This is a genomic window from Bradyrhizobium sp. 25ACV, from assembly GCF_054863005.1.
The window spans coordinates 276903-289998 of the sequence record NZ_JAVAYO010000009.1 but is presented as its reverse complement, the minus strand read 5'-3'; the positions used below and the strand labels follow the sequence as shown (position 1 = coordinate 289998).

Annotated in this window: 12 protein-coding genes; 7 read left to right on the top strand and 5 right to left on the bottom strand. The window is 63.6% G+C overall.

Annotated features, from left to right (window positions below):
• Positions 1-38 precede the first annotated feature (38 nt).
• From RAD04_RS22475 to RAD04_RS22450, 6 genes are all read left to right on the top strand, one after another.
• Complete coding sequence (locus tag RAD04_RS22475; RefSeq protein WP_461625507.1) at positions 39-1022, top strand: ABC transporter substrate-binding protein; 984 nt, start codon at positions 39-41, stop codon at positions 1020-1022.
• Positions 1023-1096: 74 nt separating this feature from the next.
• A complete protein-coding gene (gene ilvD / locus RAD04_RS22470) occupies positions 1097-2791 on the top strand; it encodes a dihydroxy-acid dehydratase (RefSeq protein ID WP_461625506.1) in 1695 nt (564 codons plus the stop codon).
• 123 nt (positions 2792-2914) lie between these two features.
• The gene (locus tag RAD04_RS22465; RefSeq protein ID WP_461625505.1) at positions 2915-3760 is read left to right on the top strand and encodes an ABC transporter ATP-binding protein; all 846 of its coding nucleotides are present in this window, start codon (positions 2915-2917) and stop codon (positions 3758-3760) included.
• Positions 3757-4542, top strand: a complete 786-nt coding sequence (locus RAD04_RS22460) for an ABC transporter permease (protein WP_461625504.1) — start codon at positions 3757-3759, stop codon at positions 4540-4542. The genes RAD04_RS22465 and RAD04_RS22460 overlap by 4 nt, the downstream gene beginning before the upstream one ends.
• A complete protein-coding gene (locus tag RAD04_RS22455; RefSeq protein ID WP_461625503.1) occupies positions 4542-5306 on the top strand; it encodes an ABC transporter permease in 765 nt (254 codons plus the stop codon). The genes RAD04_RS22460 and RAD04_RS22455 overlap by 1 nt, the downstream gene beginning before the upstream one ends.
• Positions 5307-5339: 33 nt before the next feature.
• Entirely contained in the window at positions 5340-6386 is a 1047-nt protein-coding gene (locus RAD04_RS22450; RefSeq protein WP_028142594.1) for a M29 family metallopeptidase, read from the top strand.
• Here the strand turns inward: RAD04_RS22450 and RAD04_RS22445 are convergent.
• From RAD04_RS22445 to RAD04_RS22425, 5 genes are read right to left on the bottom strand one after another with little or no spacing between them, the layout of a single operon-like run.
• Positions 6383-7375: a 3-hydroxybutyryl-CoA dehydrogenase gene (locus RAD04_RS22445; protein WP_461625502.1), complete on the bottom strand. Its 993-nt coding sequence runs from the start codon at positions 7373-7375 to the stop codon at positions 6383-6385. The two genes, RAD04_RS22450 and RAD04_RS22445, sit on opposite strands and share 4 nt — an antisense overlap.
• A gap of 3 nt (positions 7376-7378) precedes the next feature.
• On the bottom strand, positions 7379-8467 hold the full coding sequence (locus RAD04_RS22440; protein ID WP_461625501.1) for an NAD/NADP octopine/nopaline dehydrogenase family protein: 1089 nt from the start codon (positions 8465-8467) through the stop codon (positions 7379-7381).
• A complete protein-coding gene (locus RAD04_RS22435; RefSeq protein WP_461625500.1) occupies positions 8464-9990 on the bottom strand; it encodes a class I adenylate-forming enzyme family protein in 1527 nt (508 codons plus the stop codon). Before RAD04_RS22435 ends, RAD04_RS22440 begins: the two co-directional genes overlap by 4 nt.
• A 2-nt stretch (positions 9991-9992) precedes the next feature.
• Positions 9993-11282 carry an acyl-CoA dehydrogenase family protein gene (locus tag RAD04_RS22430; RefSeq protein WP_461625499.1) on the bottom strand — a complete coding sequence of 430 codons (1290 nt, stop codon included), beginning with the start codon at positions 11280-11282 and terminating at the stop codon, positions 9993-9995.
• 12 nt (positions 11283-11294) lie between these two features.
• Positions 11295-12104: an alpha/beta fold hydrolase gene (locus RAD04_RS22425; RefSeq protein ID WP_461625572.1), complete on the bottom strand. Its 810-nt coding sequence runs from the start codon at positions 12102-12104 to the stop codon at positions 11295-11297.
• Between the two features lie 195 nt (positions 12105-12299).
• Between RAD04_RS22425 and RAD04_RS22420 the strand changes: the two genes are divergently transcribed.
• Entirely contained in the window at positions 12300-13061 is a 762-nt protein-coding gene (locus RAD04_RS22420; RefSeq protein WP_461625498.1) for an SDR family NAD(P)-dependent oxidoreductase, read from the top strand.
• Positions 13062-13096: the final 35 nt, after the last annotated feature.

Here is a 13096-nt window from a genome sequence, read left to right as displayed (position 1 = left end):
GTGGCGCCGGTCGGCGCCGGAGCAGCGGAGTGGGCACGATGCGAACCATATCGAGATGGATCCTGGCTTTGGGGGCGGCGGCAGCCGTGAGCGCGGGGGCAAGCCCGTCATGGGCGCAGCAGACGATCCGCGTCGGCTGGACGATCCCGGCCGAGGAATCGAAGTACTGGATGATGCGCCGCCCGGCTGAATTTCCCAGTATCGGCAAGACCTACAATATCGAATGGACCCAATTCCAGGGCACCGCGCCGATGACGCAGGCCTTGGCAGCCGGCGCGCTGGACTGCGCGACGCAGGCGCCGCTGTCGCTTGCCAATGGTGTGGTCGGCGGCAATCTCAAAGCCTACATCGTGGCGCAGCACGTGTTCGAGAAGCCCGGCGGCTTCTCGGTCTACTGGGCCGTCATGGATGACTCGCCCATCAAGACGATCGCTGATCTCAAGGGCAAGACGGTCGGCATTTCCGTGATCGGCGGCGGCACGCAAGGCCCGTTCAACCTGCTCCTGAAGCAGAATGGCGTCGATCCAACCAAGGATATCAAGCTGGTCGAGGTCGGCTTTGCCGTCTCCGAGGATGCGCTGCGCCAAGGCCGCGTCGATGCGGTCAATATGAACCAGCCGTTCGCCGCACGGGCAGAGGCAAAGGGCGGCACAAGGAAGCTCTTCTCCCTGTCCCAGGCCATGCCGAATATCGTGCACATCCTGGAAGCTTGCCGCGCCGATTTCGTCGACAAGAACCCGGAACTGGTCAAGACCTATGTCCGCGACATCACCTCGGGCATGAAGAAGGCGCTGGCGAACCGCGAGGAGACTCTCAAGGTCGTCAATGAAGTGCTGAAGGCGCCCATCCCGGTGCTCGAGACGTACCTGCTCAAGGACAACGATTTCGGCCGTGATCCAGGTGCAGCGCCCAACTTCCCCGCAATCCAGAAGATGCTGGACATCTACGCCGAGACCGGAATGCTGCCGAAACTGGATGTCGCGCAGTTCAAGCATCCGACGATCGTTGCTCCGCTGCAATAGGCGAGCGAACGATCCGAACGTGGAGTTTGCGGCGTCCCGGATGATCCGGGACGTGGCACGAAGAAGATGCACGTATGAAGAAGTTGCGATCACGCGTCACCACAGACGGCCTCGATCGGGCTCCGCACCGCGCATTCATGCGCGCGATGGGGCTCGACGACGCTGCGATTGCCAAGCCGATGGTGGGCGTCGTCAGCATGAAGGGCGAGCAGACGCCCTGCAACATGACCCACGATTTTCAGGTGGCCGCGGCCAAGACGGGCATCGAAGAGGCCGGCGGCACGCCGCGCGAATTCTCGACGGTGTCGGTCTCTGACGGCATCAGCATGAACCACGAGGGAATGAAGTTCTCGTTGTTTTCGCGTGAACTGATTGCCGACTCGATTGAGGCCGTCATCCATGGTTTGGCCTACGATGCGCTGATCGGATACGGCGGATGCGACAAGACGCTTCCCGGCGTGATGATGGGCATGGTTCGCTGTAACGTGCCCTCCATCTTCATCTACGGCGGCAGCTCGCTGCCGGGCCGCGTGGATGGGCGCACGCTGACGGTGCTCGATTCCTATGAGGCTGTCGGCAGCTTCATGACGGGTGAGATCGACGGCGCCACGCTGGAGCGGATCGAGCGTGCCTGCTTGCCGACGATCGGCGCCTGCGCCGGCCAGTTCACCGCCAACACCATGGGAATGGTCTCGGAGGCGATCGGCCTGACCATTCCCAACGTCTCGATGGTGCCCGGTGTCTATGCCGAGCGTGCGCAGATATCGCGACGCGCCGGACGCCTGATCATGGCGATGCTGGAACGCGGCGGGCCGCTGCCACGCGACATCGTGACGCGGAAATCCCTCGAGAACGGCGCGGCGATCGTTGCTGCGACGGGAGGCTCGACCAACGCCGCGCTGCATCTGCCGGCGATCGCGAACGAGGCCGGCATTGCATTCACGATCGATGATGTGGGCGAGGTCTTCGCCAGGACGCCGTTGATCGGAAACCTGCGGCCGGGCGGCAAATACACCGCAAAGGACGTCTACGACATCGGTGGCGCGGCGGTCGTGATCCGTGAGCTGATCCAGAGCGGGCATATCGATGGCAGCTGCCTGTCCATCACCGGCCGGACGCTTGGCGAAGAGTATGGCACCGCCAACGCGCCCGATGGAGACGTTGTGTATGCGGCTCGCGCGCCGATCATGCCTGACGGCGGCGTGGCGGTGCTAAAGGGAAATCTTTGTCCCGACGGTGCGGTGATCAAGGTCGCAGGTTTGAAGAGTCAATTCTTCGAAGGCGTGGCGCGCGTTTTCGAGGACGAGGAAGCCTGCGTCGCATCGGTTCGTGACCGCAGCTACAAGGCGGGCGAGGTTCTCGTGATCCGCAATGAGGGACCGGTCGGCGGACCCGGCATGCGCGAGATGCTCGGCGTCACCGCGCTGATCTACGGGCAGGGCATGGGCGAAAAGGTCGCGCTGATCACCGATGGCCGGTTCTCTGGCGCGACCCGCGGCATGTGCATCGGCTACGTGGCCCCCGAAGCATTTGTTGGTGGTCCGCTGGCGCTCGTTCGCGACGGTGACAGGATCCGGATCGATGCCGCAAACCGGCGGATGGATGTGCTGCTCGATGAGCGGGAACTCACCGCGCGACGACGAGATTGGAAGCAACGTCCGCCGCGTCACCGTGCAGGCGCGCTCGCAAAGTATGCGCGACTGGTGGGGCAGGCGCCGGGCGGGGCCGTGACGCATGAAGGCCCGGCAGAATGGCCGTGGTTCGAATGACGCACCGTACGGGTGCGAAAACGACCGCCTGTCTGGCAGGTTTCTTGCTAAGCTCGTGCCGCTGACGAAGAACGTTCAGCAGGTTCGTCGAGGAATGTTCGCGCGAGTGAGACGAGAGACGGGATGACGGTAGTGCCTGCGAGATCGAGCGAATGGGTGAGACCGGTGAGATCACAAGAGCCGGCTTCAGCAATCATCGAGATCGACCGCGTCTCGCAGGTCTTTCAGACTTCGGCGCGCAAGGATCATGTGGCGCTTTCCGAGATCTCGTTGACGATCGAGGAGGGCGCCTTCGTCTCCATCCTTGGGCCGTCCGGCTGCGGCAAGTCGACACTGCTTTATATCGTCGGCGGTTTTGTCAGTCCGACCAGCGGCTCGGCGAAGATCAAGGGACATGCGATCACGGGTCCCGGTCCGGATCGCGGACCGGTGTTCCAGGAGTTCGCCCTGTTCCCCTGGAAGACCGTGCTGGGCAATGTGATGTACGGCCCGCGTCAGCAAGGTGTGCGCGCCGCCGAGGCGGAAGCGCTGAGCCTGGCCTTGATCGAGATGGTTGGCCTCAAGGGCTATGAGAGTTTCTACCCCAAGGAATTGTCGGGCGGCATGAAGCAGCGCGTGGCGCTGGCGCGGACGCTCGCCTACCATCCAGAGGTTCTGCTGATGGACGAGCCGTTCGGTGCGCTCGACGCGCACACAAGGACGCGCCTGCAGAACGACCTTCTCAACATCTGGGAGCGTGACCGCAAGACGGTGCTGTTCGTCACCCATTCGGTGGACGAGGCCGTCTTTCTCTCCGATAAAGTCGTGATGATGTCGAAATCGCCCGGCCGCATCCGTGAGGTCATCGACATCGATCTGCCGCGACCGCGCCGCCGCAACGAGCTGTTGCTCGACCCGCGCTATCAGAAGTACATCGTCGATATCGAGCGCATGTTCGATGAAAGCGACGAAGCCGGGCCGGCATCATGATGTCGTCGGCCACCTTGCTCAGACGGGCCGCTCCGGTGCTGGCCTGCATCGGATTGCTAGCGCTGTGGCAGGTTGCGTCGCTTGCGCTCAAGAACGACAGCTTCCCGACGGCAACCGAGGCGATCAGGGCAATTCCGGATATTCTCGGCGATAAGGAATCCCTGATCAACATCCTGGCCTCGCTTCGCCGCATGGCGCTCGGGTTCGGTGTGGCGGTGCTGGTTTCGATTCCGCTAGGCCTGTTGATGGGACGCAGCCGCGGTGTCGCGGCCTTTTTCAATCCGCTCCTGATGGTGATTTATCCGGTGCCGAAGGCCGCCCTGATGCCGATCATCATGCTTTGGCTTGGCGTCGGCGACATCACCAAGACATTGGTGATCTTCCTGGGCGTCAGCCTCCCCGTGATCTATCACAGCTTCGAGGGTGCCAAGGCTGTCGAAGAGAAGATGCTGTGGTCAGGTGCCGCGATGGGGCTTTCGCCGGCACAGCGCCTGGTGCGGATCGTGTTGCCCGCGGCGCTGCCGGAGATCCTGACCGGTTGCCGCACGGGACTGGTGCTGGCGCTGATCACGATGATCACCAGCGAGATGATCGCCCGCCAGTCCGGCGCCGGCAACATCCTGTTCAATGCGCTCGACATGGGCCAATACGACACCGTCTTTGCGATGATCATCATCGTGGGTGCGATGGGAATCTGCCTCGACGCTATTTTTGAAAGGGTTCGTGCCAGGCTCGTGCGTTGGTCCGAGCCGCAGTTCGACATGCCGCTGAGCTTCTCGTGATGTCGCGCCTTCTGTCCGCAAACGTCCTTCTCGGCATTGCCCCGATCGTGCTGGTCATCGCGTTGTGGCAAGGCCTGGTGTCATTCGGCTTCGCGCCCGCGGTCTTGCTGCCGCCGCCGGGCTTCGTCTTCAGTCGGCTGCTCCAGCAACTCGTGACGTGGACGTTTCAGCAGGAGATCGTCGCAACCCTGATCCGGCTGTTTGCAGGCTTCGCGATTGCGGTCGTGCTGGGTGTCAGTGTCGGCATTGCCGCCGCCGCCAGTCCGGCGATCAATGCCGTGGTTCGGCCGATCGTCCGCGTATTGGCCCCGCTGCCCAAGGTCGCGCTCTATCCGGCACTCCTGCTGTTGCTTGGATTCGGCCACGGGTCGAAGATCACATTGGTGGCCGCGGACGCGCTCTTTCCCATTCTGCTCTCGACCTATTACGGCGCGTCGACTGTCGAACAGAAGCTGATCTGGTCGGCGATGGCGGCGGGAACGTCGCGCTACGAAATCCTCTTCAAGGTGGTGCTGCCGGCGGCGATGCCGTCGATCTTGACCGGATGCCGGATCGGGCTTGTCATTTCCTGCATCGTGGTGTTTCTGGCCGAGATGATCACGTCGACGGACGGATTGGGGCACGCGCTCGTGACCGCGGCGCGAACCTTCCAGGCCGTCGACATGTTCGTGCCGCTGATCACGATCTCGCTGCTGGGCCTGATCTTGAATGGCCTGCTCGGGGCGCTGCGCTCGTACCTGTTGCGAGGCTTTCCCGAGGCATGAACTGACAAGAAACCAGAAGACCGGGAGTGAACCATGCTGGCTGATCGCATCGAGGCAAAATGGATCGACGCATTTTGCGAGATCTTTGAACGTTGCGCCGTCAAGGCCGGCGATACCGCGGCGATCCTCTCGGAAACCCAGTCGCGTGCGTTGAATGTGCATCTGGCGGAGCTCGCGCTGCTGCGCATGGGCGCACGGCCCTTTCACGTGGTGATGCCGACACCGCGCAACCGCAATATCGTTCCGGTTCGCTCAACGGGGGCGAGCGAAGCGATCCAGAAGCTTGGACCGGTCATCACCGCGCTTCAGCAGGCCGGTTTCGTGGTGGATTGCACCATCGAGGGCCTGATGCACGCGGTGGAGACGCCGGAGATCCTCAAGGCCGGCGCGCGGATCCTGGTGATCTCGAACGAGCATCCCGAAGCGCTGGAGCGGATGGTGCCGGATCCCGCGCTCGAGAAGCGCGTCCGTGCGGCGGCCAAGATGTTGCGCGGGACCAAGCGGATGCGGGTGACGTCGAAGGCCGGCACGGCGCTCGATGTCGATATGGTCGGCGCCTCCACGGTTGGTGTGTGGGGCTGGACCGACAAGCCCGGCACGCTGGCGCATTGGCCTGGTGGAATCGTCGTCAGCTTCCCCAAGAGCGGGACCATCAACGGCACGCTGGTGATGGCGCCGGGCGACATCAACCTGACCTTCAAACGCTATCTGACCTCGCCGGTGAAGATGACGCTGAAGGACGATTATGTCGTCGAGCTGGAAGGCGAGGGCACGGATGCCGCGATGATGCGTGCCTATCTCGCTGCGTGGGGCGATCGCGAGGCCTATGCCGTCTCGCATGTTGGTTTCGGCATGAACCCCGGCGCGCGTTATGAAGCGCTGTCGATGTATGATCAGCGCGACACCAACGGCACCGAGATTCGGGCCGTCTCCGGCAATTTCCTGTTCTCGACCGGCGCGAACGAATTCGCCGGCCGCTACACGGCGGGGCATTTCGATCTGCCGATGATGGGAACGACCATCGAGCTCGATGGCGTTGCGGTCGTCCGCGAAGGCGTGTTGCAGGACGTCTTCGGCTAACTGCGGTCGAGCACGGGTGGGCGAGCCAGGTCGAAGTGCCGCAGCAGGTCCACCATGGCTTGAAGCCGCTTTACGCGATAGGCGTCAACGTCCATGCCCGAATAGTCGAGAAAGCCGGCACCCGTGCGCAAGCCGATCCGGCCTTCATGCATGTTGCGTGAGATGACGTCCGGCGCGCGGTAGCGGTCGCTGCCGAGCGCGCCTTCGAGATAGCGACTGGCGTAGTACAAGATATCGCCGCCACCCCAGTCGATGAATTCGAGCAGTCCGAGCACGGCGTAGCGGAAGCCAAAACCGTAGCGGATCGCCTTGTCGATCTCCTCGGCGCTGGCGACGCCCTCCTCGACCATGCGTGCGGCCTCGTTCATCGCCAGCGCTTGGATACGCGGAACGATGAACCCGGGCGTCGCCGCACAGACCACCGGTACCTTGCCGATGTCTTCGAGCAGCCTCTTGACCTCCGCGACGATGGCGGGATCGGTGGCTCTGCCGGGCGAAACCTCGACCAGCGGGATCAGATAGGCTGGGTTGAGCCAATGCACGTTGAGGAAGCGGCGAGGATTCACGATCGCGCCGGAGAGATCATCGACGAGGATGGTCGACGTCGTCGATGCCATGATCGTGTCGGGTCGGACCTGCCGTGAGGCTGACCCAAGCACCTCGCGCTTGAGCTCGACGACCTCCGGAACTCCCTCGAAAACCATTCCGGCGTCGGAGAGCGCTGCCTCGCTCTGGCTGGCGGGCACCACCGAAACGCGCGCGATGAGTGGATCGACATCGGCCTCCGTCAGCAGCCCCAGCTTGGACAGGCTGGCAAAGGTCTTCGTGACCTCGCCGAGCGCGTCGGCCTCAAGCTTGGCGAAATCTTCTGCGCTACGGGCCTTGACGTCGATCATTGTGACCTGATGGCCAGCGTAGGCAAACGCGACGGCGATGCCGCGCCCCATCCGGCCAGCCCCCAGACAGACGATATTGGCGCGATTGGTCATCAGTCAAAATCCATTGCGAAGCAGCGTCTGCAATTCAGCCTTGCTGAGATTAGCGAGTCCCAGCGTCTCGAGCGTTCGGCCACCTTGCGCAAAATCCTCGCCGCAGACCGCGCCGCCGATCGACAGGAACGCTTTGGCCAGCGGCGTGGCCACACCCGCCAGGCCGGCGACGGAAACCAGCAGCGACAGCCCAAGCCGCAGGTCCTCGCGCATGTAGCGGTGCTCGGTCAGCACGATCCGTTCGCGCCAGTCCCCTGAATCCGTCAGCCGGTCATGCGAGCCGCGGCCATACATCCAGATCTCGCCCTCTTTCGCATAGTGATGAGCGAGCGGGAAATGCGGTGCGCCGTAACCGAGCGCTTCGCGCACCGCGATGCGTTCCGCGTCGAGCGCGTCGGTCACCCGGCGGATCGCGGCCTGTGTGCCTTCCTTGTGAATGTCCCAGCGCTCGAAATGCTCGATTGGGCCGGCATTCATCACAATCAGCGGCGGATGGATGATCGGGCCGGCATTCATCAGCGCACCGGACAGCGCGTCTCCGCACGGCTCGATCGCATCGGGGAAAGCGCGTCCGATCACGTCGAGTGCGTGCGGTGCGTGGTCGAGCGGGAATACGCCCACCGGAAGCCGCTTGGCGCGGATGGTGATCGCGACTTCGAACGGTCCGTGCTTGCGGGTGAGCCACGGCAGTGTGCCGGTTTCGGCAAAGCTTGCCTTGGCCTGGTTCCCAGCTTCCCGCGCGGCCTCTGCGAAGATCATCGAGCCGAATGTCGCTGGCGGCAGAAAGACGACCTGACCGTCCCGCAGATGCGGCGCGAGCAGGCGAGCGATATCGGTTTGTGCGAAGGCAGGCGCGGGGCACAGGATCAGCTCGGTGCCGTTGACAGCTTCGGCGATGTCGGTCGTGACCAGCGCGAGCTTCACGTCGTGGCGGCCGTTGTGATCCTTGACCAGGATGCGCGAGCCGGCGGCGCGATGTGCCGCGACCTGATCGGCATCGCGGCGCCAGAGCCGCACTTCATGCGCCGACAGCGCAAAATCGCCGGCGGCCGCGAAAGAGCCGTTTCCCCCACCCAGAACTGCAATCTTCAAGATGCTTCTCCTTGCGCGCGGGACTGCGCATCGAGCTGCTTCAGCAGAAAATGCTGGACCTTGCCCAGCGCGGTGCGCGGCAGGTCGGTGACGAAGACGATGTCGCGCGGCACCTTATAGCGGGCCAGTTGCGCCTGGACGTGCCTTCTGAGCTCATCCGCTTCGAGCCGGGAGCCGGATCTGCGGATCACATAAGCAATCGGAACCTCGTCCCAGCGCGGGTCCGGCCGGCCGATCACGGCGCATTCGCTGACATCGGGATGTTCGAGCAGGACGCGCTCGACCTCGGCCGGATAGACGTTTTCCCCGCCTGAAATGATCAAGTTCTTCTTGCGGTCGCGGACCCAGAAATAGCCGTCGGCGTCGCACAGGCCGATGTCGCCGGTGCGATACCAGCCGTCGCGCAACGCATCGCGCGTGGCGTCCGTATTGCCCCAATATTCGAAGAACACGTTGGGTCCGCACACCGCGATCTCGCCCGGCGTGCCCGCAGGCACTTCGTTGCCAGCCTGGTCGATGATTTTTGCCTCGCAGCACAGGCCGGCAAGGCCAGTCGATCCTGCCCGCGAAAGGTCACCGCCGAGCCGCGTGTAGACGGCGATCGGGCAGGTTTCCGTCGAGCCGTAGACCTGAAGCACCGGCACATCGCGGGCGACGAAACGCTCAATCAGATGCGGAGGCACGATGGTCGAGCCGGTGGCGACGGCCTTGAGTGACGAAAGATCAGTGGCCGCCCAGGCAGGATGCTCGCTCACCGCCTGGATGATCGCAGGCACCATGACCGTGAGTGTCGGCCGCTCCTGTTCGATGGTCGCGAGCGCCGTATCCGGCGTGAAGCGCGCGTGGACCGAGACGGTCGCGCCAAGCTGCAGCGCCGGCGTGGTCTGGATGTTGAGGCCGCCGACGTGGAAGAATGGCAGCACGGTCAGCACGTGGTCATCGGACGTCATGTTGTGCATGTGCTGGCTCATGACGCCGTTCCAGAACAGCGCCTCCTGGCGCAGCACCGCGCCTTTCGGCCGCCCGGTTGTTCCCGATGTGTAGACGATCAGCAGCGGGCAGGAGAGATCTGTGTGCGGATTTCGGCTGGTGCCGTCACTGCGCGCGAGCAGGCTTTCGAATGTCGTGCCGCGAGATGGCGTGAAGTCGAGGCCGACGACGGACGTCCCCGGCGCAAGCTCGGGGAGAACGCCCTCGAAGGCCCGTTCGAGCACCAGCACCTTGGCGCCTGCATCGGTGAGAATGAAGAGCTGCTCGGCGACCGCGAGCCGCCAGTTCAGCGGTACCAGTATCGCGCCTAGCCGCGCGCAGGAATAAAGCAGAACCAGATAGTCCGGCCGGTTCAGGCTCAGAATGGCGACGCGGTCGCCGCGGCCGACGCCGAGCTCCTGCTTCAATGCCGTCGCGGTGCGTTCGATACGCGCGGCGAACGCCGCATAGCTCAGCCGTTCGCCTTCGAAGGCAATGGCTGTCTTGTCTGGCGCGAACGCCGCATTGCGATCGATCAGACTGCAGAGGTCCACCGTCAGTCGTCCGTCTCGCCGGTCTCATACAGCGCCTCGCGTCCGATCCGGTCGAGGCAGAGCTCGGCGGTCCAGGGCAACATGAGCGAGCCGCAGCGGCTATCGCGATAGATTCGCTCCAGCGGCAGCGATCGAAGCATGGCCTGACCGCCGCAGGTGCGGATCGCCAGCGCAGCGAGCTCGTTGGCGCCTTCCATCACCGAATATTGCGCGGCATAGGCCCGCAGCACCTGCTCCTTGCTCGGATTGGCGCAGGCTTCGGTGACTGCCTGAAACCAGATCGCCTTGATCTGTTCGAGCTTGATCAGCATCTGCGCGACCGCGATCTGCTTGGTCGGATACATCCGGCGCTTGACCGGCGGCATGCCCGGCACTTCGCCGCGCAGATAACGTACGGTGAAATCATAGGCGGCTTGCGCCAGGCCCATATAGGTCGGCGACAACGTCAGGAACATGTGCGGCCAGCGCATCGCGGCCTGGAAATAGACGCCGCGCGGCATCAGTGCAGAGTCGTTCGGCACGAACACGTCCTTGAACAGGAGCGTGCGTGATACCGTTCCGCGCATGCCGAGCGGGTCCCAGTCGCCGACGACCGAGACGCCTTCGGACTTGGCTGAGATCGCGAGGTAAAGCGTGTTGCGGCGCGACGCCTTCTCGCCTTCCTCAATCTCGGTGCAGAGCACGCCGTAATAGTCGGCGTGACCAGAGAGCGATGCAAAAATCTTCTTGCCGTTGACGATCCAGCCGCCCTCGACCGGCCTTGCTTCCGTGCCGAAGGCGACACCGCCTGCGGCGGCCGCTCCACCCTCGGAGAAGGGTTGCGAGTAGATCGCGCCGTCCTCGACGATGCGCTTGTAGTGGACTGCGCGACGCCGCTCGTGCTCGGCGCGGGTATCTGCGTCCATGTCGAGGTCGTCGGCGAGAGGCCCCGACCACAGGGTCGAGCACACGTGCATGTTCCAGGTCAGCGCGGTCGCGCCGCAATAGCGGCCGATCTCGGCGGCCGCCAAAGCATAGGTCTGATAGTTCGCGCCGAGCCCGCCGTGTTTCTTGGGCACGGCAATGCCGAGCAGGCCGACGCGGTGCAGGTCGCGATAATTCTCGATCGGAAAGGTAGCCTCGCGATCGTATGTGGCGGCGCGAGCGGCGAACACGGTTTGGCCGATCTCCCTTGCGCGGGTGATGATGCCGGCCTGCTCGTCGCTGAGGCGGAATGCAACGGGATCGAAGATCGGCGCATCCAGTGCAACCTTGTCGGTCGTGCCGATCGTCTTGCTGACTTGCATGGTCATTGCGCAGTCACCTTACGTTGCGGGAGAGTTCAGGAACCGGCCGAGGGCCTCGTCAAAGGCCTCGGGGCGCTCGAGGTTGGCGAGATGGCCAACGCCGGGGAGCTCGACATATTCGGACGAGGGAATGTAGCTCGCCGTCTTTGCCATCATCGGCGCGGGCGCATTGTTGTCCTTGGAACCCGACAGCAACAGCGTGGGGACGGAGATGTCCTTGAGTGTGCTGCGCTGGTCGAAGCCGATGAGAGCCAGCATCATGGCGCGATAGCTTGCCTCGGGCACGCTCCCCATGCATTCGCATGCAAGCTCCATCCCGTTCGGATCGGGATCGTCGCCGACAAGCTCCTTCACCAGCGACGGCGCCAGCGATTTCATCGTCTCCCCGCGATCAAGCGGCCCGAGCCGCGCAGCGATAAACGATTTCTGCCAGTCGCCATCGGCCTTGCCGAAGGCTGGGCTGGTCTGCGCCAGCACGACCGCGCGTGCCAGCTTTGGCGACTGCACCAGCCACTTCTGCACGATCATGCCGCCGATCGAGTGACCGACCAGAATGGGTCTGGCTGCGCCGAGTTGTTCGATGAATTGCTGGAGCGCCTCAGCCAGGGCAGCGATGCTGACGCTGGCGAGCGGTGCCGATCTGCCGTAACCCGGCATATCCCATGCGATCGCGCGGAAGCGGTCACCGAACGTGGCAAGTTGCCGCCGCCAGGCCCGCGCTGCGCCGCCGATGCCATGCAGGAAAATCAGAGGTATCGCATTCGGATCGCCCGCGGCTTCGTAGGCGAAGCGTCCGTCCTTTGTTATCATTGGCGCAGGCTGCGACACGCGACATCCTTTTGCTTGGCCCTTGATGCTAACAGGCCTGTGGGGGATGGGAAGCGATAATTTTATACTTAAAGCAATTTTCGGGCCGCCCTCTCGTGCCGTTACGTTTGAGGTGGCGAGCGCCGCTTTCGTTGCAAAAATTTGAAGGTTAAAATATATCGGAGGAACGATCATTGGATCCGAGGGAGCTAGCGCATGTCCGGATTGCCGCACTCGCCGCACGCACTGGTGACCGGTGGTGGCCGCGGCATCGGCCGCGCGATCGCGGCGTCTCTCGTCAGTGCCGGGGCCATCGTGACGGTGCTTGGCCGGAATGCGGCGAGCCTCGCAGAGGTGGTCGACGCCGGCGCCGCGCATTTTGCGGCCGTCGCCGATGTTTCGGACGAAGCGTCGTTGAAGGCCGCTATTAGCGAGGCCAGCGCGCGGCAGCCGATTGATATCCTGATTGCCAACGCAGGAAGCGCCGAATCGGCGCCATTCGCGAAGTCGGACGCCGCTCTTTTTGCGCGCATGATGGATGTCAATTTCATGGGCGTGGTCCACGCCGTCCGTGCTGTGCTGCCGGGCATGAAAGATCGTCCCTATGGCCGAATTGTCGCGGTCGCGTCGACGGCGGGGTTAAAGGGCTACGCCTATGTCAGCGCATACAGCGCGGCCAAGCATGCCGTGATCGGTCTGGTGCGTTCCCTTGCCATCGAGATGGCCGGAAGCAATGTCACCGTGAACGCGGTGTGTCCCGGCTTTACCGACACCGATCTCGTCGCGAGCAGCATCGAGAACATCATGAACAAGACGGGGCGTAGTCGCGAGCAGGCGATCGCTGAGCTCGCGAAACACAATCCGCAAGGACGCCTGATCGCGCCTCAGGAAGTGGCAGACGCGGTGCTCTGGTTGTGCGGCGCGGGCGCCGGCGCGATTACCGGGCAGGCGATTGCCGTGGCCGGGGGCGAGGTCTAGCCTGAATGGCGCAGGCGCGGAACAACGAAGCCAAG